This is a genomic window from Thermosynechococcus sp. (assembly GCF_046299655.1).
Taxonomy (GTDB): domain Bacteria; phylum Cyanobacteriota; class Cyanobacteriia; order Thermosynechococcales; family Thermosynechococcaceae; genus Thermosynechococcus.
The window spans coordinates 1-26347 of record NZ_JBKBHZ010000005.1 but is presented as its reverse complement, the minus strand read 5'-3'; the positions used below and the strand labels follow the sequence as shown (position 1 = coordinate 26347).

The 26347-nt window shown below is 54.0% G+C and carries 31 protein-coding genes, 1 other RNA gene, 1 pseudogene and 1 CRISPR repeat array; of the genes and pseudogenes, 19 read left to right on the top strand and 14 right to left on the bottom strand.

What is annotated here, in order from left to right:
- Window positions 1-13 precede the first annotated feature (13 nt).
- Window positions 14-127, bottom strand: coding sequence for a DUF29 family protein (locus tag ACK4HN_RS04795; RefSeq protein ID WP_409868874.1), 114 nt, complete (start codon window positions 125-127; stop codon window positions 14-16).
- Between the two features lie 65 nt (window positions 128-192).
- Window positions 193-996: an inositol monophosphatase family protein gene (locus ACK4HN_RS04790; RefSeq protein ID WP_409868873.1), complete on the bottom strand. Its 804-nt coding sequence runs from the start codon at window positions 994-996 to the stop codon at window positions 193-195.
- A 79-nt stretch (window positions 997-1075) separates the two neighbouring features.
- Between ACK4HN_RS04790 and proB the strand changes: the two genes are divergently transcribed.
- Window positions 1076-2203, top strand: coding sequence for a glutamate 5-kinase (gene proB / locus ACK4HN_RS04785; protein WP_409868872.1), 1128 nt, complete (start codon window positions 1076-1078; stop codon window positions 2201-2203).
- Window positions 2204-2354: 151 nt separating this feature from the next.
- On the top strand, window positions 2355-3362 hold the full coding sequence (locus ACK4HN_RS04780) for a GntR family transcriptional regulator (RefSeq protein WP_409868871.1): 1008 nt from the start codon (window positions 2355-2357) through the stop codon (window positions 3360-3362).
- 1 nt (window position 3363) lies between these two features.
- On the opposite strand, the gene ACK4HN_RS04775 is transcribed toward ACK4HN_RS04780, so the two are convergent.
- Window positions 3364-3531 (bottom strand): hypothetical protein, encoded by a 168-nt coding sequence (locus ACK4HN_RS04775; RefSeq protein WP_409877296.1) that lies wholly within the window; start codon window positions 3529-3531, stop codon window positions 3364-3366.
- Between the two features lie 432 nt (window positions 3532-3963).
- Between ACK4HN_RS04775 and ACK4HN_RS04770 the strand changes: the two genes are divergently transcribed.
- The 6 genes from ACK4HN_RS04770 (at window position 3964) to ACK4HN_RS04745 (ending at window position 8773) form a co-directional block, all read left to right on the top strand.
- Window positions 3964-4716, top strand: coding sequence for an RNA methyltransferase (locus ACK4HN_RS04770; protein WP_409868870.1), 753 nt, complete (start codon window positions 3964-3966; stop codon window positions 4714-4716).
- 5 nt (window positions 4717-4721) lie between these two features.
- A complete protein-coding gene (locus ACK4HN_RS04765) occupies window positions 4722-5768 on the top strand; it encodes a serine hydrolase (protein WP_409877295.1) in 1047 nt (348 codons plus the stop codon).
- Complete coding sequence (locus ACK4HN_RS04760; RefSeq protein ID WP_409877294.1) at window positions 5769-6539, top strand: ABC transporter ATP-binding protein; 771 nt, start codon at window positions 5769-5771, stop codon at window positions 6537-6539.
- Window positions 6532-7386, top strand: coding sequence for a DUF6671 family protein (locus ACK4HN_RS04755; protein WP_409877293.1), 855 nt, complete (start codon window positions 6532-6534; stop codon window positions 7384-7386). The genes ACK4HN_RS04760 and ACK4HN_RS04755 overlap by 8 nt, the downstream gene beginning before the upstream one ends.
- 121 nt (window positions 7387-7507) lie before the next feature.
- Window positions 7508-7828 (top strand): hypothetical protein, encoded by a 321-nt coding sequence (locus ACK4HN_RS04750; protein WP_409853640.1) that lies wholly within the window; start codon window positions 7508-7510, stop codon window positions 7826-7828.
- A 12-nt stretch (window positions 7829-7840) separates the two neighbouring features.
- Window positions 7841-8773: an NAD(P)H-dependent glycerol-3-phosphate dehydrogenase gene (locus ACK4HN_RS04745; RefSeq protein ID WP_409870377.1), complete on the top strand. Its 933-nt coding sequence runs from the start codon at window positions 7841-7843 to the stop codon at window positions 8771-8773.
- Here ACK4HN_RS04745 and ACK4HN_RS04740 read toward each other — a convergent pair.
- The gene (locus ACK4HN_RS04740; protein WP_409870379.1) at window positions 8751-9293 is read right to left on the bottom strand and encodes an anti-sigma factor family protein; all 543 of its coding nucleotides are present in this window, start codon (window positions 9291-9293) and stop codon (window positions 8751-8753) included. The two genes, ACK4HN_RS04745 and ACK4HN_RS04740, sit on opposite strands and share 23 nt — an antisense overlap.
- A 45-nt stretch (window positions 9294-9338) precedes the next feature.
- Complete coding sequence (locus ACK4HN_RS04735) at window positions 9339-10004, bottom strand: sigma-70 family RNA polymerase sigma factor (protein WP_409877292.1); 666 nt, start codon at window positions 10002-10004, stop codon at window positions 9339-9341.
- 268 nt (window positions 10005-10272) lie between these two features.
- Here ACK4HN_RS04735 and ACK4HN_RS04730 point away from each other — a divergent pair, with 268 nt between their 5' ends.
- Entirely contained in the window at window positions 10273-11130 is an 858-nt protein-coding gene (locus ACK4HN_RS04730) for a phosphatidate cytidylyltransferase (RefSeq protein ID WP_409877291.1), read from the top strand.
- Between the two features lie 4 nt (window positions 11131-11134).
- Window positions 11135-11675: direct repeats of the CRISPR family, unit length 37 nt; unit sequence AGTTTCCATTTAATCGGCTGGGGACAAGCCCCAGCAC.
- Window positions 11676-11934: 259 nt separating this feature from the next.
- On the opposite strand, the gene ald is transcribed toward ACK4HN_RS04730, so the two are convergent.
- From ald to ACK4HN_RS04705, 5 genes are all read right to left on the bottom strand, one after another.
- On the bottom strand, window positions 11935-13026 hold the full coding sequence (ald, locus tag ACK4HN_RS04725; protein WP_409877289.1) for an alanine dehydrogenase: 1092 nt from the start codon (window positions 13024-13026) through the stop codon (window positions 11935-11937).
- 7 nt (window positions 13027-13033) lie between these two features.
- On the bottom strand, window positions 13034-13882 hold the full coding sequence (gene pheA, locus ACK4HN_RS04720) for a prephenate dehydratase (protein ID WP_409870064.1): 849 nt from the start codon (window positions 13880-13882) through the stop codon (window positions 13034-13036).
- Window positions 13883-13944: 62 nt separating this feature from the next.
- Window positions 13945-14309, bottom strand: an RNA gene (gene rnpB / locus ACK4HN_RS04715) — RNase P RNA component class A.
- 30 nt (window positions 14310-14339) lie between these two features.
- The gene (locus ACK4HN_RS04710) at window positions 14340-14813 is read right to left on the bottom strand and encodes a peroxiredoxin (protein ID WP_409870062.1); all 474 of its coding nucleotides are present in this window, start codon (window positions 14811-14813) and stop codon (window positions 14340-14342) included.
- 6 nt (window positions 14814-14819) lie between these two features.
- The gene (locus ACK4HN_RS04705) at window positions 14820-15197 is read right to left on the bottom strand and encodes a DUF2996 domain-containing protein (protein WP_409870060.1); all 378 of its coding nucleotides are present in this window, start codon (window positions 15195-15197) and stop codon (window positions 14820-14822) included.
- A 61-nt stretch (window positions 15198-15258) separates the two neighbouring features.
- Between ACK4HN_RS04705 and rimI the strand changes: the two genes are divergently transcribed.
- The 6 genes from rimI to aroC all read left to right on the top strand — a co-directional run bounded on the left by rimI (window position 15259) and on the right by aroC (window position 20000).
- Window positions 15259-15801 (top strand): ribosomal protein S18-alanine N-acetyltransferase, encoded by a 543-nt coding sequence (gene rimI / locus ACK4HN_RS04700; protein WP_409870059.1) that lies wholly within the window; start codon window positions 15259-15261, stop codon window positions 15799-15801.
- A 99-nt stretch (window positions 15802-15900) separates the two neighbouring features.
- Window positions 15901-17076, top strand: a complete 1176-nt coding sequence (locus tag ACK4HN_RS04695) for a transaldolase (protein ID WP_409870057.1) — start codon at window positions 15901-15903, stop codon at window positions 17074-17076.
- 78 nt (window positions 17077-17154) lie between these two features.
- Window positions 17155-17598 carry a ChuX/HutX family heme-like substrate-binding protein gene (locus ACK4HN_RS04690; protein WP_409849861.1) on the top strand — a complete coding sequence of 148 codons (444 nt, stop codon included), beginning with the start codon at window positions 17155-17157 and terminating at the stop codon, window positions 17596-17598.
- Between the two features lie 6 nt (window positions 17599-17604).
- On the top strand, window positions 17605-18543 hold the full coding sequence (locus ACK4HN_RS04685; RefSeq protein WP_409870055.1) for a TIGR01777 family oxidoreductase: 939 nt from the start codon (window positions 17605-17607) through the stop codon (window positions 18541-18543).
- Between the two features lie 11 nt (window positions 18544-18554).
- Window positions 18555-18893 carry a HesB/IscA family protein gene (locus ACK4HN_RS04680; RefSeq protein WP_409849857.1) on the top strand — a complete coding sequence of 113 codons (339 nt, stop codon included), beginning with the start codon at window positions 18555-18557 and terminating at the stop codon, window positions 18891-18893.
- A gap of 15 nt (window positions 18894-18908) precedes the next feature.
- On the top strand, window positions 18909-20000 hold the full coding sequence (gene aroC / locus ACK4HN_RS04675; RefSeq protein WP_409870054.1) for a chorismate synthase: 1092 nt from the start codon (window positions 18909-18911) through the stop codon (window positions 19998-20000).
- Here the strand turns inward: aroC and ACK4HN_RS04670 are convergent.
- Window positions 19997-20719 carry a Bax inhibitor-1 family protein gene (locus ACK4HN_RS04670; RefSeq protein ID WP_409877288.1) on the bottom strand — a complete coding sequence of 241 codons (723 nt, stop codon included), beginning with the start codon at window positions 20717-20719 and terminating at the stop codon, window positions 19997-19999. The genes aroC and ACK4HN_RS04670 overlap by 4 nt on opposite strands.
- Window positions 20720-20796: 77 nt before the next feature.
- Window positions 20797-21690, bottom strand: a complete 894-nt coding sequence (murI, locus tag ACK4HN_RS04665; protein WP_409877287.1) for a glutamate racemase — start codon at window positions 21688-21690, stop codon at window positions 20797-20799.
- 302 nt (window positions 21691-21992) lie between these two features.
- Between murI and alr the strand changes: the two genes are divergently transcribed.
- A complete protein-coding gene (gene alr, locus ACK4HN_RS04660) occupies window positions 21993-23144 on the top strand; it encodes an alanine racemase (protein WP_409849849.1) in 1152 nt (383 codons plus the stop codon).
- A gap of 6 nt (window positions 23145-23150) precedes the next feature.
- Here the strand turns inward: alr and ACK4HN_RS04655 are convergent, their stop codons facing one another.
- Window positions 23151-23600, bottom strand: a complete 450-nt coding sequence (locus ACK4HN_RS04655) for a nucleoside deaminase (RefSeq protein WP_409870048.1) — start codon at window positions 23598-23600, stop codon at window positions 23151-23153.
- Between the two features lie 102 nt (window positions 23601-23702).
- On the opposite strand from ACK4HN_RS04655, the gene rfbB reads away from it, so the two are divergent.
- From rfbB to rfbC, 3 genes are read left to right on the top strand one after another with little or no spacing between them, the layout of a single operon-like run.
- Complete coding sequence (rfbB, locus tag ACK4HN_RS04650; RefSeq protein ID WP_409870046.1) at window positions 23703-24782, top strand: dTDP-glucose 4,6-dehydratase; 1080 nt, start codon at window positions 23703-23705, stop codon at window positions 24780-24782.
- Window positions 24779-25690, top strand: coding sequence for a glucose-1-phosphate thymidylyltransferase RfbA (gene rfbA, locus ACK4HN_RS04645; protein ID WP_409870044.1), 912 nt, complete (start codon window positions 24779-24781; stop codon window positions 25688-25690). The genes rfbB and rfbA overlap by 4 nt, the downstream gene beginning before the upstream one ends.
- The gene (rfbC, locus tag ACK4HN_RS04640) at window positions 25659-26207 is read left to right on the top strand and encodes a dTDP-4-dehydrorhamnose 3,5-epimerase (RefSeq protein ID WP_409877286.1); all 549 of its coding nucleotides are present in this window, start codon (window positions 25659-25661) and stop codon (window positions 26205-26207) included. The genes rfbA and rfbC overlap by 32 nt, the downstream gene beginning before the upstream one ends.
- Window positions 26208-26263: 56 nt before the next feature.
- Here the strand turns inward: rfbC and ACK4HN_RS04635 are convergent.
- Window positions 26264-26347, bottom strand: a pseudogene (locus ACK4HN_RS04635) (photosystem II protein D2); the annotation flags it as partial.

Sequence of the window (26347 nt, the reverse complement as noted above, 5' to 3'; positions counted from 1 at the left end):
GCGATTTCCTCTCCTAAGTGGGCAATATATGGGCAATATCAAGGTGGTCAAAGTCTCCCGCCTTCAAGAACTTTGCTTCCTCTAGAGTCCAAGCATAAAAGTCGCTTCCATAAAGATTGCTTTGCATGGTTTTTTGTTAACTTATCCCCTCAAGCTAGATTGATAATGCACTAAATATGCACTAAACACTAACTAGATAATGTAGGCAGCAAAAAATTGCCCCAAGCTGGGGCTAGCACTCACCAAGGTGTGGAAAATACGACTCCCCGCTTCATGTCCCGGCTGAATCGGAAACATTCTCTGCCACGGTTCTGGCGGGTCTAACCATTGCCAGTGGGCACCAGCAGCATGGAGAATCGGCCAAGCGGGGGCAACATCCCAAAGTCGAGGGGTACGCTCTACGGCACCGAGGGTATAACCCGCAGCAACGGTCAATAAATTGTAACTAGCAGAACCCAGCATGCGAATTTTGCAGGGAAAGGGGCGCTTGAGCACATCGGTACTGCGGGCGCAGAGACTAAAAAATGTCTGCGAATTTGGCTCACTGACCTTAACGCGAATGGGTTTCTCATTTAAGTAAGCACCGTTGGCATGGTCGGGGGCTTGATAGAAACCATGAAATGTTTGCTGCAAGCCGGGAACGTGCACATAGCCAAATACAGGTGTACCTTCGTAGAGCAGACTGAGGGCAATGCACCAAATGGGCAAGCCATGACTATAGTTAGTGGTGCCATCAATGGGATCAATGATCCAGCACCACCGTTCACCGCCATAGGTATGGTTTCCCTCTTCACTCAGACAGCCGTGGTGGGGAAAGCGCTTGTGAAGGATCTCAGTAATTTTCTGATCGGCCCAAAGGTCAGCGCGGGTAACAAGGCTGCCATCGGCTTTGCGATCGCTGGGGGACTGTCCTGCCCACTCCAGCAAACAGGGGGCAATCACCTGTTGAATCTGTTGACAGGTTGCCAGCACCTCAGACCAAAACCCTGCGTTCATTGGCTGTCTCCCACCGCGATACAATGGGCACGTCGCCCCTGATCCTATACCCACTGGTTGATCTTCGTCTTGACTCCCCATGGTACAAACACTGGTCGTCAAAATTGGCACATCAAGCTTAACAGGGGGCAAAGAAGGGAATTTGGCCTTGGCCACCATTGCCCAATTGGTGGAGGTTCTGTGTCACTGTCGGCAGCGGGGCGATCGCGTGGTACTCGTCTCCTCCGGGGCGGTGGGTGTGGGGGCTGTGCGCTTGGGCTTGAGCGAGCGTCCCCAACAATTAGCCCAAAAGCAGGCCGTAGCGGCGGTAGGACAAGGACACTTAATGCGCATGTACGATGATCTCTTTTCTGTCCTGCGCCAGCCCATTGCCCAAATCCTACTGACGCGGCAAAACTTTGTGGATCGCCAAAGTTACTTGAATATCTACAACACGTTCCAAGCGCTGTTTGAACTGGGTGTCATCCCCATTGTCAATGAAAACGATACAGTGGCGGTGGATGAGCTTAAGTTTGGCGATAATGATACCCTCTCAGCCCTTGTGGCGAGCCTTGTGGAGGCCGATTGGTTGTTTTTGCTCACGGATGTCGATCGCCTCTACTCAGCGGATCCGCGCATTGATAAAACAGCCGTTCCCATTGAGCGGGTGGTCTCCTTAGCCGAGTTAACCCAAACCATTCAAATTGGGGCTGCTGGCTCCCCTTGGGGCACCGGGGGCATGACCACCAAAATTCGAGCTGCCGAGATTGCCACCGAAGCTGGAGTGCGCACGGTGATTACCGATGGGCGATCGCCCACCAACCTCCTGAAAATTCTCGCCGGGGAACCCATCGGCACCCACTTTGAACCTCGTCCTAAAACCCTCAATGCCCGCAAACGCTGGATTGCCCGTGCCCTGATCCCCAAAGGCGAGTTGTGGCTGGATGAGGGGGCCGTTAAGGCTATTACTGTGGGGGGCAAGTCCCTCTTAGCAGCAGGCATCACCCGTGTTGCAGGAGAGTTTCAAGCCCAAGATGCCGTCAAGCTTTGTGACCCCACAGGCACTGAAATTGCCCGTGGCCTTGTCAACTACAACAGTGAAGAAATCCGCCGCGTGCAGGGGCAACAATCTACGGAATTAGCCAACATCCTCGGCTATGCCGGTGCTGATACCATTGTCCACCGCGATAACTTGGTACTGATCTCTGAAAGTGTTCTCTCGCCGTAAATGAGGGACGGCAGGGAGCGAGTGCGGTAAAATTACACATTAACTGCGACAGTTTATGCAGGAGCTAGGGGTCGGTTTTGCATCTGGCATAGCCACACTAAGGAAGGCGTATTAGGCCAAATAAGGACAGTACCTGATTGGTGGAAAAAGTATGGTGCAATTTCACATCCAACCCGATAGCGAAATTCCTGCTTCAACACAGCTCTTTAATCAAATTAGTTTTGCGATCGCTGCACGGCAATTTCCACCGGGCTATCGCTTGCCCAGTACGCGGCAGCTTGCTATGCAAACCGGATTGCACCGCAACACGATCAGCAAAGTTTATGAACGCCTTGAAGCCGCTGGTTTAGTCGTGCCGCAAGTGGGGTCAGGCATCTATGTGCGCGCCCTCGGCCAAAAAGAAACCCGTCCTCGTCAACGCCGACCTGCCGTTGTACCTGTCCACCGCATTGTCCAAGAAAGTGTGGACACCCTCCTCGAAATGGGCTACTCCCTCAATCAAATTCGCGAGTTGTTCCTTGCGGAGATTGATGCCCGCCAAAAAGCGGGGGTGAGGGTTTTGGTAACCGTGCCCCGCCACGATCAAGGGGCTGGCGAACTCATTGTTCAGGAACTGCAACAACTGCTGCCCATTCCCGTAGAACTGATTTTTCTTGAAGATTTGGAAACCGTTCTCGATGGGGATACCTCTGCAACCGTGGTAACGGTGCGCTATTTTGCCAGCATGACGGAAGCAATCACCCGTGATAAGGACGTGCGAGTATTTTTCATCGACATCTACAACTACCAGCGGGAACTGGAAGTAGTACGCCAATTGCCCAAAGGCTCCTGCTTGGGGCTAGTTAGCCTCAGTTCCGGTACCCTCGGTGTGGCAGAGGTGATGATCCACAGTTTGCGGGGGGATGAGCTACTTTTGGTCACCGCTCAAGCCAACGATAGCTATAAGCTCAATGCCTTGGTTCACCGTGCCCACACGATCATTTGCGATCGGGCCAGTGGTGAACGGGTCAAGGCGGCTATTGCGGCGGCTCGCCATGAATTGATTCGCATCCCTCGTCTCATTTGCTGCGAAAGCTACATTGATCCGCGCTCAGTTGAACTGCTGAAACGGGAAATTGGCCTGACTGAGGATCTCCCCCTCGAAGCCAAAGCCTCCTGACTCAGGGATTGATGTCGTTCAAGCTATGGGACAACTGCACGCTGATTGCCTGATTTTTTGCTTGATTGTGCATGGCGTCCAGTTGTAGGTTCGTAGGATAACCTAGACCCGCGGCTAGACCACAGTACAGGATGCCAACAACACTGAGTTTTGGCCAATGCAAGCTCATAAAACACCACATGAGTTGACTCCTCGTTGACAGAACCACACCACTCAATCAAGACCCCTGCTGCTGCACCAAAACCACAGCCCACTTCACAGGGATGGAACACATTCAAAACAGTCAAAGTCTCTATAGGCTCTATAGAAGAGAAGCATCCCCTTTTGTGTACCCCATGTTTTAGAACAGGACTGTACCTAGGAAATCTCTGGAGAACTTCCTAAAGGAGGGAAAGTGGTTTGCGAGTAGGGGTCACACCTCAAAAATTATTTCCAATTTTACTGATTGAGCTAAGAAACGTATTCAGAGTGTTACAGTTATCAAGTTTATGAAATATGCGGCAAAGTCCTGAATTTGTAAGAACTTGAGAAAGACCAAAAAAGTCTTCTAAAATCATCTAGAAAATGTTAATTATTTTTTATTTTGGCTCACCTAGCAAGCGTGGATACCCTACCTTTGGTGCGCATTGTCCTCGTCGAACCCCAAGGGGAGATCAATGTCGGCAGCATTGCCCGTGTGATGAAAAATATGGGGTTACAGCAGTTGTGGATTGTCAGTCCCCGCTGTGATCCCAAGGGAGAGCTAGCCCGTCGCTGGGCGGTTCATGCAGAGGATGTGCTCCAGCAAGCAAGAATCATAGACTCCCTTGCAACGGCGCTGGCAGATTGTCAGCGGGTCTTTGCCACAGTGGGGCGAGAGGTGGCAGACTTAGTCTTGCCCCTGTGGACACCGCGTCAGGCAGCACCGCAACTGTTGGCTGTCCCGCAGTCGGCACTGGTCTTTGGTCGCGAGGATCGGGGACTCACAAATGCGGAATTGGACTGTGCCCATGGTTTGGTGCAGATTCCTACGGCCAATGCCTATCCATCTTTGAATCTGGCGCAAGCTGTTGCCGTATGCTGCTATGAGTTGTGGTTGACGGCCTGCGACAGCGGGGGAACTTTTCCCCAAGGGGCTGCTGTTTCCTTTGAGCGGTTGCAGGGGTTTTATGACCATTTAGAGCGAGTGCTGCTCCAGATTGGTTTTTTGTATCCCCATACCGCTGCTAGTCGTATGGCCAAGGTGCGATCGCTCCTCGGGCGCGCCTACCCCACGGATGCTGAAGTGGCGCTGTTGCGGGGCATGGTGCGTCAGGTGGAGTGGGCGATTCAGCACGCAGCCACGATTTCTTCCGGCACCTTCCCTCCACAGTAAATGGCATGGTTGCTCAGTCTCGTTCAATGGTTCAGTCCTCTGGTCTTTCCTCACTGCCTCGTCCAGCGACACCCCCGACGCCTACTCGTCCCAATTTGTTCTTAATAACTTTTCGCTTTGGGGTGAGTGTGGTGGCGCTTGCCACAATGGTGGGAACGCTGCTGTCGGTGTTGCAGCCTGAAGAACTGTCCCTAGAGATCACTGCCAGTCAGGCGATCGCTCCTGAAACACCAACCCCCAACTTGCCCCCAGAACGTCCCCTCCCAACTCTGCAACAGCAAATTCAGCAATTGATTGCCCGTCAACCCAATCTAACGGCGGGGCTGTACTTTTTTAACTTGGACTCTGGGGCCTCCCTCAATGTGAGGGGGGATGAGGTTTTTCCCGCCGCCTCTACGATTAAATTTCCCATTCTTGTTGCCTTTTTCAAGGCGGTGGATGAGGGACGAGTCACGCTCCAGGAACGCCTGACGATGCGACCCGATCTCATTGCCTCTGAGGCCGGTACATTGCAATACCAAAAGCCCAACTCCCAGTATCCCGCCCTTGAGGTGGCCGATTTAATGATTACGATTAGTGATAACACAGCAACGAATATGATCATTGATCGCCTTGGGGGCGCCGCCGTGCTGAACCAACAGTTTCAGGAATGGGGGTTAGAACACACGGTGATCAACAATCTGCTACCGGATATGAAGGGAACCAACACCACTAGCCCCCGCGATTTGGCCACCCTGATGCTGAAAATTGGTCAGGGAGAAATTGTTTCGCCCCGTAGTCGCGATCGCCTGCTGGACATGATGCGGCGCACGGTCACCAATACGCTCTTGCCCGCTGGTCTGGGCAAAGGAGCCACGATTGCCCACAAAACCGGGGATATTGGGATTGTGGTGGGGGATGCAGGCATGGTGGATATGCCCAATGGCCAACGCTATGTGGCAGCAATGATGGTGAAGCGCCCCTACAACGATCCCCGCGGCAGTGAACTCATTCGCCAAGTTTCGCGCATGACCTACCAAGCCTTTGAGAAAATGATGCCCACGCAGCCCTAGATGTCACAGCCACTCCTGAAGTTAGAGAATGTGTGCCGCTATTTTGGCGGTCTCAAGGCCGTTGATCGGGTGTCCTTTAGCGTTGATACTGGGGAAATTTTTGGCATTATTGGCCCCAATGGTGCCGGTAAAACGACCCTTTTTAACCTGCTGACGGGGTTAATTCCCCTCACTTCAGGGCAGATTCAGTTTCAGCAGCAGCCCCTGCACCAACTCAAGCCCCACCAGATTGCGGCCTTGGGCATTGCCCGCACATTTCAAAATATTCGCCTCTTTCCAGAAATGACGGTTTGGGAGAATGTGCGCATGGGGCAACATCTCCATGCCCCTGCTAGTTTCTGGGCAAACCTCTGGGGAGCACCCCCTGTACGTTATGCGCAGGAGTGCTTGGAGAACCGCGCCAAGGAACTCCTCTACTGGGTGAACCTCTACGAGCGGCGCCACGAGCGGGCAGGCAACTTACCCTATGGTGAACAGCGCCGCCTTGAACTGGCGCGTGCCTTGGCACTGCAACCCCGACTGCTCTTGTTGGATGAACCAGCGGCGGGCATGAATCCCAAGGAAAAGCAAGACCTTTGTGAGTTAATTCGCCGCCTTAAGGAAACCTTTGAACTGACGGTGATTCTGATTGAGCACCATGTGCCCTTGGTGATGCGCTTGTGCGATCGCCTTGCCGTTCTGGACTTTGGTCAGCTTATTGCCCTTGGCGACCCTCTGACCGTTAAAAATGATCCCAAGGTGATTGAGGCCTATCTTGGCGGTGATGTTTAGACCCACAGATCACTACTTCCAAGGACGCACGGCGATGCTTGCCACCAAGCATGGCAAAGAACAGGCGATCGCCCCGGCTCTGGCTCCTCTAGGGGTAAAGGTAGTGGTGGCCTTAGAGTTTGATAGCGATCGCTTTGGCACGTTTAGCCGTGAAATTCCCCGCTGTGGTACCCAAGAGGAGGCGGCCCTTGCCAAGGCAAAAGCGGTGCTGGCGCAAACGGGGGCAGACTTAGTCCTTGCCAGTGAGGGCAGCTTTGGCCACCATCCGCAATTTCCACTGCTGCCGAGCGATCGCGAACTTGTCCTGCTGGTGGATCGCCGCCATGATCTTGTCCTGCGGGGGGAGGTGCTCTCCCTTGAAACAAACTTTAATCATGCCACCGTGAGCAATCTTGAAGAGGCCTTGGCCTTTGCCGCACGGGTGGGCTTTCCAGAGCACGGTTTGATTGCCATGGCCCAGGCTGATCCTCTGCCCAATACGCCAATTTTCAAAGGAATTCAAAGCGAGGAAGCGTTGCAACGGGCGATCGCCACCCTGCAAACCAATAGCCCCACCATTCACCTTGAAACCGATATGCGTGCCCATATGAACCCAACGCGCATGCGGGTGATTGCTCAAGCGGCTGCTCACTTAGCTGAAGCAATGGCTCAGGGCTGTCCGCAGTGTGGTTGGCCGGGGTTTGTGGCGTGCGAGAGCGTGCCCGGATTACCCTGCGAACTGTGTGGTGCACCCACTGCTGCCACTAAAGCCAATCGCTACCGCTGTCAACGCTGTCTCTATGAACAAACCGTAGCTGTTTCTGAAACCGTGGCCGCTGCCAGTCAATGTTTCTTCTGTAACCCCTAGGCAAAGGCTTGGTATAATCTTTGCATTCAACCCCACATCGTTAACTAAAAAGTAATTCATTCTGGCACCTACCAAGCAAATTTGCCGTCTGCCTCCCTAGAGCAACTTTGAGGAGTGATTTATGACACCTCGCTACCTAACCAGTCTTGCCCTAGCCGCCCTGAGTCTCAACCTGGGAAGTCTTGCCCTTGCCCAGAGTGTAAACACGAATAACCCGATGGAGGGCTGGCAGCAAAGCGGTACTGCCAGTGATTTGGGCGCCATTCTTAGTCCGCAGAATGGCAACTTGTCTTTGCCGGGATTAATGAATCGGCTGCGGTTGATGGATGGCCGCGATCCCAATGAAGTCATCGCCGATCAGATGGAAAATCTCAGTGCCCAAGCAGAAGCCTTTCGGCAGCGGCAGCAGCAACAATTCCAAAATTTAACGGTTACGCCCTAGGACGGGGATAGCATGTCCCCAAGGGTATTGATTTTAGGCTTAGGTCATTGGGGACAGACACTGGCATATCTATTTAAGCAACAGGGCTGTACGGTCTCCTGCTGGGGGCGATCGCAGGGGACCCTCTCGGCTGATCTTTTCCAAGACATTCAGTTACTGGTTTCGGCGCTCCCCATCAAAGCGGTACGGGAAGTGGCGGCTCAAGTCGCTGTCCTTCAACCGCCCTTAGGCATCATCCTTGTCAGTGCCACAAAAGGCTTAGAATCGGAAACCTTTGCCACAGCGGCGGATATTTGGCAAACTTACTGCCCCCACCACAATCTTGTTGTGCTTTCAGGTCCCAATTTAGCCAGTGAAATTCAGCAGGGACTACCGGCAGCGGCAGTGGTGGGGGGGAATCTAAGCGCAACCAAACAAGTGCAGGACTGTTTAGGCAGTACCACGTTTCGCCTCTATAGCAATGCGGATCGGCGGGGCGTCGAAATGGGGGGCATCTTCAAAAATGTGATTGCGATCGCCTGTGGCGTCAACGATGGTCTGGGTCTAGGCGTCAATGCCCGCTCTGCCCTAATTACCCGCGGGTTGGTGGAAATGGTGCGGGTGGGTACCCACTGGGGCGGCCAAGTGGAAACTTTCTACGGTCTTTCCGGGCTAGGGGATCTCCTTGCCACCTGTACCAGTGCCCTCAGTCGCAACTATCAAGTGGGGTGGCATCTTGCCCACGGCAAATCCCTCGCCGAAGCTCTAGCCTTGACCAAAGGGACTGCCGAAGGGGTGAATACCGCCCGTGTTCTGTACACCTATGCCCAGCAGCATCAGTTAGACCTGCCGATTACTGCAATGGTGAATGCCGTTCTTGGCGGCAACCTCACTCCCCACGCTGCCCTCAAGTGTCTTTTGGAGCGCCCCTTCAAGCCAGAGATTATTCCTGGGCAGGGGTTTTAGTTGTTTTAGGCGTTGATTCTGCAGGAGGTTCCCCTAGGGCTGCAGGAGCTGTTTCACTCACAGGAATAGCAACAGGGGGGCGATCGAGACTGAGCATCAAACCGGCTGCCGCAGGCTCAATTGGCAAGGGAGAGGGTTCCCCCTCAAGGCGCGCTGGGCTAGTCACAGCCAGTTGGAGATTGGGCAGGGGATTATTGGGAATTAGACCTGTCAGTAGAGCCACAAGGGAGGCTGCCAGTGTTGCCCCCGCGCTCCCCCAGATCCAAATACGACGGGGGCGATTGGCCTTGGCAATCACTTGAGCGGCTAAATGATCCGCCGGACAGGGGGTCAGGGGTACGGGCAGGGCTTGCATGTGCTGCTTAAGGGTTAGGAGTCGCTGGTAGAGGCGTTGGCCTTCGGGGTCGGTGGCAAGCCATGCTTCCACCTGTTGCCGTTCTGCCGCCGTCACTTCACCATCGAGGTAGGCGCTCAGGAGTTCAAAGGTATCGCGTTTGCAGTGATCCAGTTCGTCCATCATAGGTAGGGGTCTGTCCTTGCAGAAAAAGGGTAGGGGTGATTCGCATTAGGTCGAAGGGAGATCGAGGTGGGGTTGGAGTTCGACTTGCAGTCGCTGGCGGGCACGGGCAATTCGCGATTTCACGGTTCCGAGGGAAACGCCAGTGATTTGGGCAATTTCTTCGTAGGAGAGGCCTTCAATTTCCCGCAGGACAATCGTTGTCCGAAAGGTTTCTGGCAAGTTGGCGATCGCCCGCCGTAATTGATCATAGAATTCATCCGTATGCAATCGGTCATCGGGACTGGCATCACTGGCGGCAAGTTCCCAATTCATTTCACCCTTTTGGGTTTTCAGGGGGGCATCCAGCGAGAGGGGCGGTTGATGGCGTTTGCGTTTGCGCAATTCATCGTAAAACAGATTGGTGGCAATGCGGCTGAGCCACCCTTGAAACTTGCTGGCATCTTGCAGTTTGTGAATGTTCCGATAGACCCGAATCCAGACTTCTTGCACAAGGTCGGCGCGATCGTCCCAGTCGGGTGCGAGGTGATAAATAATTCGCTCCACATGGGATTGGTATCGCCGCAGCAGTTCCGTAAAGGCAGCGCGATCTGGGGTTCTGCCGGCTTGACAGCGGACAACCAACTCTTGGGGTGTAAGTTTTGTCAGCGGCAGTGTCACCCGAGCACTGGTCTCCTCAACACGTGTCCAAGCAAGGGGAAGACTGGATGTCATGGATACGATCGACCTCAGACCAATCGCCTTTCATGACGCCCTTGCTCCCATGATGTTCCCTGATCCGTTATAGCTTGCCAAGGACGTAACCATACATTCTATTTTGGCTGTGAGTCTGTTAATGTTCCCTTAACATTGCTGAATTTAGATTAAACTTTTCATTGTAGCGGCGATCGTTCTGCACAACGCGATTGACTTCAGCGTGCTACGCGAACGCTAAACACACGGTTTAATGTAACCCTTTTTCCTGCCACCGCCCCTCACCATTATGCTCTGGATCCGCATTGCCAGTGGACTTGTCGCGATCGCCCTCGCGCTACTGATGACCGTGCTAGGTGGTTGGTATTTTTGCTTAGGGATTGGGGCGCTAATTTATCTGGGTCAACTGGAATACTTTGAACTGGCTCGTGCCAAAGGGAGTGCGCCGGCAGCCAAAACGACCCTTGTGGTTAGTCAAGTGCTCCTTATCACTTCTCTGCTGCGTCCAGACCTTGCCGATGCCGTGTTTCCCGTCGCGGGTACTTTTATTTGCTTCTACTTACTGTTTCAGCCTAAGCTGGCTTCGATCGCCGATATTTCCACTTCAATCATGGGGCTGTTTTATGGCGGCTATTTGCCAAGCTATTGGGTGCGACTGCGGGGGCTAGAGCAACAGGCGACCTTACCTTTGGGGGGATTTTGGCCAGGGCAGTTTCAATTGACAGCCTTGCCCTTGGGATTAAAGGCGACGCTCTTGGCTTTTGTTTGTATTTGGGCAGCGGACATTGGTGCCTACGCGGTTGGCAAGCTCTTTGGTCGAACACGACTTTCCCACATCAGTCCCAAGAAAACGGTGGAAGGGGCAGTGTTTGGCGTTTTAGGGAGTTTGGGCGTTGCCCTTTGGGGAGCACATTCCCTCGGCTGGCCACTACCTTGGCTTTTGGGCGCAATGTTTGGGCTGATGATCGGTATTGCCAGCCTATTGGGCGATTTAACAGAGTCAATGATGAAGCGCGATGCCGGGGTCAAAGATTCCGGACAGTTGATTCCGGGGCATGGAGGTATTTTGGATCGCGCCGATAGCTATGTTTTTACAGCGCCGCTTGTGTTTTACTTCATCACTTTGTTATTGCCTCTTTGTGAATGAAAAGAATTTCCATTTAATCGGCTGGGGACAAGCCCCAGCACCCGGTCGCCCGGGATGCGGTTGCATTAGAAGCCTAGTTTCCATTTAATCGGCTGGGGACAAGCCCCAGCACTAACAATGCCGATGAAGACTACGAGGAAGAAGAGTAGTTTCCATTTAATCGGCTGGGGACAAGCCCCAGCACGTGGAAAAGATCAGAGAGGATTTAGCAATGCCCATAGTTTCCATTTAATCGGCTGGGGACAAGCCCCAGCACAACCAGCTTACAGGGAAGCCTATTGCGGTCGTGGAGTTTCCATTTAATCGGCTGGGGACAAGCCCCAGCACGTTAAAGACCAAGCCAATCCTCCATGTACGAATCAGTTTCCATTTAATCGGCTGGGGACAAGCCCCAGCACACTAGGGAAGCCAATCCGTATCGTATCCCTGGAGTAGTTTCCATTTAATCGGCTGGGGACAAGCCCCAGCACGTATCCAGAATTTAATTATGACTGGCGTGTAGTTTGCCTGTTTCCATTTAATCGGCTGGGGACAAGCCCCAGCACTGTGCACCCCTAGAAAGTGCTCTGCGACTACTATAGCACAGGTCATTTTCAAGCACCTACCGACTTTATTTTATTTGTTTTGGTAAAATTTTTAGATTTCCGATCATCAGAGGTGTCAAATCCTCTCTACAGGCCACTTTCAGGAAAATTCAAGCACCTCTAAATCTGTTAGAAATTTCTCAAATCAGCACTGCATCTGGCTTTGGCAAAATTGCTGAGATGGGAGAATATTTTTGTCCAGAGGTGCTTGATTGTTCGCCTAAAGATCGGGAAAGACAACCCGCACATCCGGATGCACTAAACGATGGTCTTTAACCACCAGTCCCTTGGCAAGGGCAGGGGAGAGTTCAAAGGCGCGATCGCCATGGTCAGCGAGGCAAAGAATATAGGGCCAAGTGCTATTTGTGAGGGCTTGGGTGGCTGTGCGCGGCACCGCTGCTGGCAGATTGGGTACACCGCAGTGAAGCACCCCACAAGCGCTGTAAACCGGTCGTGAGTGGGTGGTGGGGCGGATCGTCTCTACACAGCCCCCCTGATCCACAGTGACATCCACAATCACTGACCCTAGGGGCATGTCTGATACTGCCGACTCTGGAACTAAGCAGGGGGGGCGCTGCCCCGGCACCAAGACAGCGCCGATCACCAGATCGCTGAGGGGCACTAAATAAGCAATGAGTTCCGGCGTGCTATACAGGTACTCGACGCGGTCACCAAAGAGGGTTTCCAAATAGTAAAGCCGCTCCACATTGATATCCACGACAGTGACACGGGCACCCAGTCCCACTGCCATGCGCACCGCTTCAGTACCCACTACCCCTGCCCCTAACACCAAAACTCGCCCTGGTGCCACGCCCGGAATTCCTGCCAACAGCACACCCCGACCGCCCTGGGGACTCTCCAGAAAGCGAGCGCCAAACTGTACTGCCAGACGTCCAGCAATTTTGCTCATTGGCGTCAACAGGGGAAAATGGCGTTGGCCGTTTTGGGTTTCCTCTACGGCTTCGTAGGCAATGGCAGTCACGCCCGACTGCATGAGGGTCACCGTCAACTCGCGATTGGCGGCAAGGTGGAGGTAGGTAAACAACAGTTGACCGGGGCGCAGATAGCCATATTCAGTGGGCAGGGGTTCCTTGACCTTGATGACCAAATCAGCATCCCATGCAGCTTCCGGCGTTACCACCACTTTCGCTCCCGCCGCTTTGTAGTCTAGATCCTTAAAACCGGCACCTTCCCCAGCTCCCGCCTGAATTAAAATTTCATGGCCGCGCTCTCGTAACCTGTGCACTGCATCGGGGGTCAAGCCTACCCGCAATTCCTGATCTTTGATTTCCTTGGGGACACCGATACGCATGGTTAAGCTATTCTCCTAGGTCTAGAAATTGATAACTCCCAAAGACTTTCAACACATCCGTGGCTTCCTTGAGAGCCAAAAGGCAATCAGCCACTACCTCAGGGCGACCATTCACCTCGAGGTCAACAAAAAACAGATAATCCCCCAAGGCACGTTTGCTGGGGCGCGATTCAATGCGGCTGAGGTTAATCTGGCGATCGCTAAACAGTTGCAGCACCTTGAGCAGCGCACCGGGCGCATTGGCCTTGAGGCTAAAGGCAATGGAGGTGTGGGTATCCCCCGCCTGCGGCCAGCCTGCTCCCTGTTGGCGACTTACCACCCAAAATCGGGTACAGTTGTCGGGGATGTCCTGAATCTCTGTGGCCACAATGGGCAGTTGATGCAGTTGCGCTGCCCGCACGGAGGCGATCGCCCCTACCCGATTGGATTGAGCCACGTAGTGTAGGCCTTCGGCGGTAGAGGTCACCGCACACTGGCGCGCATGGGGAAGATGGACCTGTAACCAGCGCTGGCACTGGCCAAGGGCTTGGGGATGGGAATAGACTACTTCAATCTGGGCTAGATCTGCGGTCTGGGCAATGAAGGCATGGACAATCGGGCGGATAAAGGCGTGCTGAATATGGAGGGTATCCAGTCGCCACAGCGAATCAAGGGTAATGTTGACACTGCCCTCAACGGAGTTTTCACTGGGCACGAGTGCCAAATCCAAGTCGCCAGCAGCCAATGCCTCCAAACAGCCAGCGATCGTCGTCAGGGGAATTAATGTTAGGGGTTCGCCCTGTTGCCATTGGGCATAGCTTTGAGCAGCTTCTTCACTGTAGGTGCCCACTGGGCCAAGATAACCCAGCTTCACCATAGACGATCCAGATAGGGGAAGCGAAGACTCAAGGACACATCCTCACCAAGGGATTTGAGAGATGAATGAGTTAGACATAAGCCGGGTTCTGTTCAAAGGGTGGTTATCTATCTGGGACACTTGTTACCAAGCGCCTCTAGCGGCTCTGGCTAGCAAAGAACTGGGGAAAAGACCAACCCTGGTTCCTTAGCGCTAGCACGCCTTGCTTCCAGCCGGGGTTTACCGAGCCAACACCTCACGGTGTTGCTGGTGCGCTCTTACCGCACCGTTGCACCCTTGCCTGTGAGGTTTCCCTCCATCGGCGGTATATTTCTGTGGCACTTTCCTCGCGGTCACCCGCACTGGGCGTTACCCAGCAAGCTTGGTCTTTCGGAAGCCCGGACTTTCCTCAGGAGTGGGAGACTCCCGCAACCACCGCGCTAACTCATTCATTTTTATTGTACTAGGGAGACTGGTTTTAATCTGTGGTACTGGTCAACTGGCGTAGAATCTTGAGTGCCTCGTCCACGTGGGCTTTGAAATTCAGCATGTTGTCAAAGACATAGCGCACCACCCCTTCTTTATCAATCACATAGGTGACCCGTGCGGGAAGGAGACCAAAGAGGGCGGAGGCGCCATACTGCTGGCGAACCTTGTTGCCGGGATCACTGAGGATGAGAAAGGGCAATTGGTGATTTTTTTGAAAGCCCTGCTGACGGCTCACAGGATCGCCACTGATGCCAATCACTTCGGCACCCAGTTCTTGAAAAACACTGTAGGCATCGCGAAAGGCACAGGCCTGCATTGTGCAGCCGGGGGTTTCTGAAGCGGGGTAAAAGTAGAGGACGACATTCTTTTGACCACGAAAATCGGAGAGCTTTACCTTGCGGCCATCGGCAGCCGTAAGTTCAAAGTCAGGGGCGCGATCGCCCACTTGAATTGCTGTGCCCATCTTGCCCTAATTGCCTCCCAACCACTTTTGACCATTCAAGCGCTGCATCAGCCCAAAGACCAGTAGATCAAGCGTCACTTTGCGCTCATCCCCCAAAAATGGCTCAATGGTGCTGGGGGCAATACCGCCGCTACTACAGACAAAGGCCTTTGGCCCCTGGATATCCCCCTCTAGGAAGTAGAGGCGAAACTGATACATCCCCTTGCCCCACTCACCGATCACGGTATTGCCTTCGAGGCGTAGGGTCACATCCCCCACTTTAGCGCTGAGGGCTTTCTCAAGAGCAGGTAAAAAAGCCTCCTGAATGAATTCTGCAAACGGTTTATCTTCAATGGCGGCGGGCTTTTCTTTTTTGGCGGGCTTGGTGGGCGTCTCTTCTGCCATAGCGCTGCTAAACGGTACCATTTCCTCTGCATGATAGCACTCTCCCTTACAGGCAACGGCCATGGCGCAATTAGAATTACGACGGCCAACGATTAAGGATTTAGATAACATCGTTCAACTGGATCAGGTGTGTCTAGGGGGCTTTTGGTCGCACCAAAGCTATGCCCGTGAGCTGGAGAATTCGCAACATACGCTGCTGGTGGTGGCCACCCTTGGGGGGATATGCGGCTGCGGTGTGAGCTGGGGGATTGCCGAGGAATTGCACTTGGTGCTGTTGATGGTGCACCCGCAGTACCGCCGGCAGGGGTTGGCAGGATTGCTTCTGTGTCGGTTGTTGCAACTAGCCCATCAGCGGGGCGATCGCCAGTGGGCAACCCTCGAAGTGCGGGCTAGTAATGAAGCCGCCCAACAGCTCTATCAACGGTTTGGCTTTGAACTGGTGGGACGCCGTCCCCACTACTACGAGAACCCCGAAGAGGATGCCCTGATTTTTTGGCGCAATCACCTCAATACGCCACAAACGGGTCAAGAACTTCAGCAGCACTGGCAGCATTGGCGATCGCGGGTCGAGGCGCAAGGTTGGTTGCTGATTGATCGCACCTAGAGAGTCCAGAGATGACATATTGCGCTTTGTTACGGTGCTTTCCCCGACCCTTGGGCTGGCGAACGATAATGAAAGGGACACGTTTGGGAGATCTGTCTGATGAACTTGCTGGAACAGTTGCGACAAATGACAGTCGTGGTCGCCGATACGGGAGACATCCTCGCCATCGAAAAATTCACCCCCCGCGATGCCACCACGAATCCCTCGTTGATTACGGCTGCGGCTCAAATGAAGGAGTATCAGCCGATTGTGGATGAAACCCTGCGCAAAGTCAAAGCGGATTTGGGGTCTGGTGCTACTTCCCGTGAGATTGTCTCCCTTGCTGTGGATCGCTTGGCCGTGGCCTTTGGCTTGAAAATTTTGCAGATTATCCCCGGTCGGGTCTCAACGGAAGTGGATGCGCGCCTCTCCTACGATACGGCGGGCACGGTGGAAAAGGCGCGGGACTTGATTGCCCAGTACGAAGCTGGCGGTGTGGGGCGCGATCGCGTGCTGATTAAAATTGCCTCGACGTGGGAAGGCATCCGCGCTGCCGAAATTCTCGAAAAAGAGGGCATTCACTGCAATTTAACGCTGCTGTTTGGCTTTCACCAGGCGATCGCCTGCGCTGAGGCGGGTGTGACACTGATTTCCCCCTTTGTTGGTCGCATTCTTGACTGGTACAAGAAAAAAACCGGCCGTGCGGAGTATCCGGGGCCTGAGGATCCAGGAGTGATTTCCGTTACCAAAATCTACAACTACTACAAGAAATTTGGCTATCCCACCGAAGTGATGGGCGCCAGCTTCCGCAACATTGGCGAAATTATTGAACTGGCGGGCTGTGATCTGCTGACGATTTCACCAGCGCTCCTACAAGAGCTACAAAACACCGCGGGGGAACTTCAGCGCAAGTTGGATCCGGCGATCGCCGCCACCCTTGACATTGAAAAAGTCGCCATGGATGAAGCCACCTTCCGCAGGATGCACGCGGCTGATGAGATGGCCAGTGAAAAACTCGATGAGGGCATTAAGGGCTTCACCAAGGCGCTGGAGACCCTTGAAGACTTGTTGGCACGGCGACTGGCACGCCTAGAAGGGGCTGAAACCCTCACCCACGCAGCAGAAGAACTCTTCCATGTCTATGACCTCGATGGCGATGGCATTATTACCCGCGAAGAGTGGCTAGGAACCGATGCCGTGTTTGATGCCCTCGATGCCAATCACGATGGTAAGGTCACGCCAGAGGATATGGGGGCAGGTCTGGGAGTGGTGCTGCATTTGGCTAAGGCAAAATAAAGAGTTAAATCGGCAGGCTTGCATCGGCATCCCCTGTGCGTCACAGTGGAAGAAGCCTTCATAACTGATGCACCAACGATGTCCGATACCTCTGCCTCCCTTCAGCAATTCCTCAGTGACTGTGAGCAACTGGGGCTACTGCGCCTTGTCGTCACCAACGATGTTGCGGTTTTGGAGGTGCGATCGCCCCTCACCAAGGTCTTCTATGCCGAACTGCCCAAAGGGCGCTATGCCAATATGCACACGGAGGACTTTGAGTTTCACCTGAATATGGATCAGGTGGCTAAAATCCGCTTTGAAGAGGGACAAGCCAAGCGGGGCAACTTTCCCACCTACGCCATTCGCTTTCTCGATGCCAATGAGAAATCTGTCCTCAGTGCCTTTTTGCAATGGGGCAAACCCGGTGAATACGCCGAAGGTCAAGTGGCAGCTTGGTACGCCCTGCGGCAGCGCTACGGCACAGAGTGGCAACCCGTGGTAGCAGCTCTTGAGGCGAAAACGTCCAGCGCAACCCATGGATAGGCATTTATGAGAGTCGTTGTTACTGGTGCTACTGGATTTGTGGGGCAACAGGTCGTCAAAGCTTTGAGCGATCGCGGTGATCAGGTGGTTGCCTTGGTACGCTCGCCGGCAAAAGCTACCAAACAATTCGCTGGCCTTGCCCATGTTGAAGCAGTGGGCTACACCCCCAAAGCCCCTGGGGATTGGTTTGCTGCCCTTGAGGGGGCAGATGCGGTAATTAACTTGGCGGGTGAACCCCTAGCCAATGGCCGTTGGACGGCTCAGCGCAAGCAAGAGATTTACGAGAGTCGCGTGGTGGGAACGCGCCAACTGGTACAGGCGATCGCCCAGTGCCAACAGCGGCCTCAAGTGATGGTTTCCACCTCGGCCATTGGCTACTACGGCACCAGCGAGACAGAAACCTTTGTGGAAACCCACGCCGCGGGGACAGATTTTCTCGCTAAGGTCTGCACCGACTGGGAAGCGGCTGCCCAAGAGGTGACGGATTTAGGGGTACGCCTTGTGATTCTCCGTTTTGGTATTGTCCTCGGCGAGCAGGGGGCACTGGCCAAGCTTCTGTTGCCCTTTCAGTTGTATCTAGGGGGTCCCCTTGGCTCCGGTCAGCAGTGGTTTTCGTGGATCCATCAGCAGGATTTGGTGCGTCTGATTCTGGCGGCAGTGGATCAAGCGGCAATGCAGGGGGTTTATAACGCCACCGCCCCGGAGCCACTGACGATGGCCGACTTTTGCCGCGTCTTAGGAGAGGTGATGCAACGTCCCTCATGGTTGCCGGTACCTGCTCCCGTCCTGCAACTCCTGCTGGGGGAAGGCGCCGATGTGGTGCTCAAGGGGCAGCGGGTCTTACCGGAGCGGACACTGGCGACGGGTTTTCAATTTGACTACCCCAACGCCAAAGCAGCACTCACCAACCTCCTCAAACCACGATATACTGATGGTTCCCGCTAGTTTTGTGCAAGATGGTGGAATTAACGCCCGCAGCCATTCAAGAGTTGGAACGTCTCCAAGCCCACGGTGTGAGTCGAGGCCGGGCAGCAATTTTGCGAATTCAGGTGCAACCCAGTGAGTGCAGTGACTGGCGCTATGATCTTGCCCTTGTGGCTGAACCTGAACCAACGGATGTGCTCACTCAGTCCCAAGGTTGGACGATCGCGATCGCGGCTGACGCGGCTGAGTTGTTGCGCGGTTTACGGGTGGATTACATCGAAGACCTAATGGGGGGTGCGTTTCGCTTCCATAATCCCAATGCCAGTCAAACCTGTGGCTGTGGCATGGCCTTTCGGGTGAGCAGATCGTAGGGTTCAGGAATCGCTATGGGCAATACCTTTGGACATCTGTTTCGCGTCACCACGTTTGGCGAATCCCACGGGGGCGGTGTGGGGGTCGTGGTGGATGGCTGTCCTCCCCGCTTGGAACTATCGGAAGCGGACATTCAAAAGGAACTGGATCGCCGCCGCCCCGGCCAAAGTCGTCTCACCACGCCTCGCCAAGAGAGCGATCGCTGTGAAATTCTCTCTGGGGTCTTTGAGGGCAAAACCCTTGGTACACCCATTGCCATTCTGGTGCGCAACAAGGACACTCGCCCCGAAGATTATGCCGAAATGGCGCAGGTCTATCGTCCCTCCCATGCGGATGCCACCTATGACGGCAAATATGGAATTCGCAACTGGCAAGGGGGTGGGCGTGCCTCGGCGCGGGAAACCATTGGGCGGGTTGCCGCGGGGGCGATCGCCCGCAAAATTCTAGCTCAAGTCGCGGGTACCGAAATTATTGCCTACGTCAAGCGGGTCAAGGACATTGAAGCCGTGGTTGATCCTGATACGGTAGAAGCTGCCGCCGTTGAAGCCAATATCATGCGCTGTCCCGATGCCAGCACCGCAGAAAAGATGATTGCCCTTGTGGATGAAGTGCGGCGGCAGGCCAACTCCATTGGTGGCGTCATTGAGTGCGTGGTTCGCAATGTCCCTGTCGGTCTAGGCTCCCCTGTATTTGACAAACTGGAAGCGGATCTGGCCAAGGGGGTGATGTCGTTGCCCGCTAGTAAAGGCTTTGAAATTGGCTCTGGCTTTGCTGGTACCCTGCTCACAGGTCAAGAGCACAATGACGAGTTTTACACCGATGAACAGGGGCGAATTCGTACCCGCACCAATCGCTCTGGGGGGGTTCAGGGGGGCATCTCCAATGGCGAAAACATTATCCTACGGGTTGCCTTTAAGCCCACGGCCACCATCGGCCAAGCCCAGAAAACCGTGACCCAAGCGGGAGAGGAAACTATTCTGGCGGCTAGAGGGCGGCATGATCCCTGTGTACTGCCCCGAGCAGTGCCCATGGTCGAAGCCATGGTAGCTTTGGTGCTCTGTGACCATTTGCTACGAGATCATGCCCAATGTCATCTGTTGGTCTAACGTTCGCGATTGAGGGCAATCAGTAACCGCAGGATAAAGATAAACAGGTTGATGTAGGTCAGGTACATCGAAAGGGCAGCAGAGAGATACTGATCATCGCGGTAGGTACGGGGTAGCACAAAGAAGTCCACCACCGCCGCCCCGACAAAGAGCACCACGCCGATGCCAGAAATCGCGATTTCCAGAAACGTGGGCGTAAAGACACCAAAGAAGCCAAAGAGCAATTGCAAAACCAGTACCACCAGCAGGGCAATAATGCCCAGTTGCACGGTTTTGGCAAGGGCAAAGCCATCGCGTTCCGACAGATTAGAACCAATGGGACTTGCGGCCATAAACGTGATCCCACAGCCCCCCGCAGCAAGGATAATGCCCATGATGCCCACAGTACTGAGGGCAACCGCAATCAAACCAGCAAGGGTATAGCCCGACAGCAAGCTATAGGTGGCCAACAGCGGCAGCGCCAACCCATTATTTCCTTTGCGAGCGGCTCCCTGCGCCACAAAAAAGAGCACCAGTTCAGCAATAATGGCCACAATCAACGTGGGCATGAAGAGTTGGGGAGCAGCAGCAATCACACCCAGACCACCCCAGCTACCCACAGCCGTTAGGAGGAGGCCACCCCCCACAAAGGGCAGGGCATTGCGAATGACATTGGGACCGACGATCGCGCTACTGCGCGCCTCGCGAATCGCCTCTTGAAAGTTACTGGTACTACTCACGGGAATCCTCCAAGGGTGGTGAATAGAGAACAAAGCCAGATGGCATAGTTCTATTGTGCCAAAATTCCCTAGGGTGCCTAACTCGCCGCAACCACGGAGACCTCTAGTGGCGGGGCGGTTATCTCTAATGGCGGATAGAATTGGGCCAAGACACTCAAGGACAGATGCTCCACCGTTGGGTAGTATCCCAGCCATTGGCTGGCTAATTGGGCAAATTGTTCGGGTATCCCACTGACATAAAATTGCACTTGTCCTTGGGGGCAGGGAGTCACTAAATTCATGGCCTCTAATTTCCGCACGGCGGCACGGGCAACGGCGTGAGCCGGATCAAGGTGATGAACGGTTGCGGGCAAATACTGCTCAATCACATGGCGCAGGTGGGGGTAGTGGGTGCAGCCGTAGATAAGAACCTCAGGTTCAAATTCAACTAAGGGAGTTAGGGTGCGACGCACAATGCGATGGACGCGATCGCCCTCTAGGCAATTACTCTCCACAAGGGGGACAAACTCAGGGCAAGCCACTTGGGCGATCGCCACCGTGGGGGAAAGTTCTTGAAGTGCCCGTGCATAGGCACCGCTTTTAACCGTTGCGGGGGTAGCAATGACAGCAATGCGCTTTCCCAACGTGACCGCCATCTTGGCAGCAGGGACAATCAAACCAAGGATCGGAAAGGGAAACTCATTGCGAACCTGTGCCAAGGCAAGGGCCGAACTGGTGTTGCAGGCCATCACCGCCATCTTGATGCCTTGGGAATGCATCCACATTAGAATCTCCCGCACATATTGAAGAATTTCACTGCGGCGGCGAGTTCCGTAGGGCAGCCGTGCCGTATCACCAAAGTAGAGAAATGTTTCTTGGGGTAAAAGGCTTTGGAGTGCCTTTAAAACCGTTAAGCCCCCCACCCCACTGTCAAACACGCCAATGGCTCCCAGCGGATTGAGTCCTAGGGATGTCTTGTGCCAATTGTTCACTCGAACTCGACCTCACACCGACAAAGATGACATTCCCCCGTTCAGACAGAGGGCAACCACAGCCAATCTACCGCCCTTTTTACGGAGATGGAACACGCTCAAAACCGTGAGAGCCACAAGGCATTCCCTTGATAGGCTCTAGGTCTTAGAAAAGGGCTGTAGTGTCACTCTAGCAGGTTTTGCTAAGAACCGAATGGTTGACGCTAAGACTGAACATAGAGTGCTATACATTGAATCACAGAGCACCCGTGTAAGTTTCGTCACCCCCTACTGGGGAATTATGGTGTGAGGATCGGAAAACAATGCTCAGTCAGGAACAGCTCACCAGTTCCCATGAGTGTGAGCGCGCGTGGATTGAAATTGATTTAGGCGCCTTGGCAGCCAATACCCAACATCTTCGCCAATGGCTGGCACCCACAACAGAACTTTTAGCCGTGGTGAAAGCAGATGCCTATGGTCATGGCGCGGTCACGGTGGCACAGACGGTTTTGGCCCACGGCGCCACTTGGCTAGGGGTGGCAACGATTCCCGAAGGGATTGCTCTACGGCAGGCAGGGATTACAGCGCCAATTTTGGTCTTGGGATCCGTCAATTTGCCGGTGCAGGTACAGATGATGGCTGAGTGGCAGCTTCAGCCTACCCTCTCTACCCCCAAGCAAGCCTTGATTTTCTCCGACTACGCCGATCATCTCCGGGAACCCCTTGATGTCCATTTGATGATTGATACGGGCATGTCGCGCTTGGGCTGCCCGTGGCAGGATGCAGTCGGTTTTGTGCAGTTTGTGCAGCGGTTACCCCACCTGCGCATCCAAGGCATTTACTCCCACTTTGCCAGTGCTGATGATCCTGACCCCAGTTTGATGTGGCAGCAACAGGCCTATTTTGAGCAGGTGTGCCAAGAACTCGCCTCCCTTGGGTTGGGGTCAGTGCGGCGTCACATGGCCAATTCAGCAGCCACCTTGGCCAATCGCAGTAGCCACTATGACATGGTGCGCATTGGTTTGAGTCTCTACGGTGTGTATCCTGCCCCCCACTTACGGGATGTGGTGCCGCTGCAACCGGTGATGCAGGTGCGATCGCGCATTACGCTGTTGAAGGATATTCCTGCCCATACGGGCATTAGCTATGGTCACCAATTCATTGCTCCCAAGCCGATGAAAATTGCGGTTGTTGGCATTGGCTACGCTGATGGCGTGCCGCGGCTTCTTTCCAACAAGCTCGAAGTTCTGGTACAGGGAAAACGGGTGCGCCAAGTGGGAGCAATTACGATGGATCAACTGATGATTGATGTCAGTGACATTGACGGCTTGCAGGAGGGGGATGTCGTCACGCTCTTGGGTGAAGATGGCGAGGACTGCCTAACTGTGGAGACTTGGGCAAATACCCTAGGCACGATTACTTGGGAAATTCTCTGTGGCTTTAAGAACCGCTTGCCGCGCATTCCCGTGTCTTAAATTTTGCTACTCTCTTTCAGGGGTGAGTTTACCAATGTCCTCAAACCAGAGGTGGGGATACTGCGTAATAAAGTCCCGCATTAACTGTTGGCATCGTTCCAAGTTCAAATCAATCACCTCAACGCCGTGGGCTTCCATAAACTCCCGTGCCCCCGCAAAGGTTTGGGATTCACCCGCAATGACTTTCTTGATGCCAAACTGCACCACAGCACCCGCACAGAGATAGCAGGGCATCAGGGTTGAGTACAGCACCGTATCATCATAGCGACCGATGCGACCGGCATTGGCTAAACAGTCAATCTCCGCATGCAGAATCGGACTGCCCCGCTGTACCCGTTGGTTGTGACCGCGACCAATGATTTGGCCATTGCGCACTAAAACGGAGCCAATGGGAATGCCGCCTTCTTTGAGTCCTTGCTCTGCTTCGGCGATCGCTGCCGCCATAAATTCATCCATGGTTGTCCGCCTGAGCAAATGTTCATTCCCAGTAAACATCTTTTTTTGAATCGGCGTCTAGTCTTGATATGATCAAGCCAAAGTCTGGTGGTCTTAGTGTCCATGACCAAGTTTTTGGTAACGGGTGGGGGTGGTTTTATTGGCGCCAACTTTGTGCGCTTAGCCCTGACGGAAGGCTGGGGAGCGGTACTCAACCTAGATAGAGTGACCTATGCCTGTCATCCCGGCACTTTGGCCATGCTCGAGCAATTGCCTAATTATCAATTTGTGCAGGGGGATGTGGGCGATCGCCCCCTTGTTCAAGAGCTATTGCAAACCTTTCAGCCCGATGCTGTGATTCACTTTGCTGCCGAAAGCCATGTGGATCGCTCCATCAATAGTCCCCAAGACTTTATCCAAACCAATGTTGTCGGTACAGCCAATCTCCTAGAGGAGGTCAAAACCTACTGGCAACAGTTACCCACTGGCGCACAGGCGCAGTTCCGCTTTATTCACATTTCCACCGACGAAGTCTATGGCAGTCTTGGTCCTGAGGATCCGCCCTTTCGGGAAGACACCCCTTATGCCCCCAACAGTCCCTATGCCGCCTCAAAGGCCGCCTCAGATCACCTTGTGCGCGCCTACCACCACACCTACGGCCTGCCCACCCTGACAACCAATTGCTCCAACAACTACGGCCCCTACCAGTTCCCCGAAAAACTGATTCCCCTGATGATCTGCCAAGCCTTGGCGGGGCAACCGCTACCCATTTATGGCGATGGTCAAAATGTGCGGGATTGGCTCTATGTTGAGGATCACTGCCGCGCGGTCTATACCGTCTGGCAAAAGGGACAGGTGGGCGAAACCTACAACATTGGCGGCAACTGCGAAAAGCCTAACCTTGAGGTGGTGCAAACTCTTTGTGATCTGCTGCAAATCCTTGTGCCTCGCTCTGATGTGAATTACCGCGATTTGATCACCTTCGTGAGCGATCGCCCCGGTCACGATCGCCGCTACGCCATTGATGCTGGTAAAATCCAGCGAGAACTGGGGTGGCAGCCCCAAGAAACCTTTAGCACTGGCCTCGAAAAAACGGTGCAGTGGTATCTTGCCCATCAAGATTGGGTAGAAGCAGCGCGCACCACCGACTATAGCGCTTGGCTAGCAACCAACTATGGCGGTCTCTTAACCCCTTGCCCATGAAAGGAATTATCTTGGCGGGTGGCTCTGGAACCCGCCTCTATCCCCTGACACGGGTGGTCAGTAAACAACTGATGCCCATCTACGACAAGCCAATGATTTACTATCCCCTCTCAATTTTGATGTTGGCGGGGATTCGGGAAATTCTCATTATTTCTACCCCAGAGCACCTCTATCTCTTTGAAAAGCTCTTGGGGGATGGTCATCAGTGGGGCTTATCCCTGAGCTACTGTGTGCAACCCCAGCCCAATGGCCTAGCGGAAGCCTTTATCTTAGGGCGGGAATTTTTGCAGGAAGAACCCGTCTGCCTCACCCTTGGCGATAATCTCCTCTACGGCCATGATTTGTCAAAAAAATTGCAACGGGCAGCGCAACTCACAGAAGGAGCGTTGATCTTTGGCTATCGGGTGGCCAATCCGCAGCAGTACGGCGTAATTGAATTTGATGCCAACGGTCGCGTTCTTGATATTGAGGAAAAGCCAGCAGTCCCCAAGTCCCACTATGCCGTGCCGGGTATTTATTTCTATGACCATCAAGTGTGTGACCTAGCAGCCCAACTGCGACCGTCAGCGCGGGGAGAACTGGAAATCACTGATCTCAACCGCCTTTACCTCGACAAGGGGCAACTACGGGTGGAATTACTCGGGCGCGGCTATGCATGGCTGGATACCGGTACCCACGAGCTGCTGCAACAGGCCAGTAGCTTCATTCGCACCCTCGAGGAACGGCAGGGGGTAAAAATTGCCTGTCTAGAGGAAATTGCTCTGCAGCAGGGCTACATTACCCCAGAGCAACTGTATGAACTCGCCCAACCCCTGCGCAAAAGTAGCTACGGCCAATATCTCTTGCAGGTGTGGGCAGAAGCCACAGGAGGTATGCATGCTCAAGGTACAACCGCTGGCGATTCCTGATATTCTCCTCTTAGAACCCCGTGTCTTTCGCGATCAGCGGGGCTTTTTCCTAGAAAGCTTTAATCAACGGGCTTTTATGGCCGCTACAGGCTTAGACGTGACCTTTGTCCAAGACAATCACTCTGCCTCCCAACAAGGTGTGCTACGGGGATTACACTACCAGCACCAGCAGCCCCAAGGCAAACTCATTCGCGTCATCGAGGGAAAAATTTTTGATGTCGCAGTTGATTTGCGGCGTTCCTCACCCACCTGTGGCCAATGGGTAGGGGTCTGGCTCAGTGCAGACACGTTCCAGCAACTGTGGATTCCCCCCGGCTTTGCCCACGGCTTCTGGGTGCAATCAGCCACTGCTCAGGTACTTTATAAAACAACGGACTACTACAATCCAAGGGATGAATACACATTGCTGTGGAATGATCCAACCATCGGCATTCAATGGCCGATTGATAGCGAACCCCGCCTTTCTGCCAAGGATCAGCAGGGCAAGTCTTTCAACGAACTTCCCCTATTTGCTTGAGATAAAAATCCCTCCCCACGTGGAGAGGGACACTCAGATGAGGATACGATTACGCCCTACAGCGCGTTACCACGGGGGAGTACCTCTTCTGGGAAGACAAAGTTTTCATGGGGTTGGTCTTGGGGCGCCATCCAAGCACG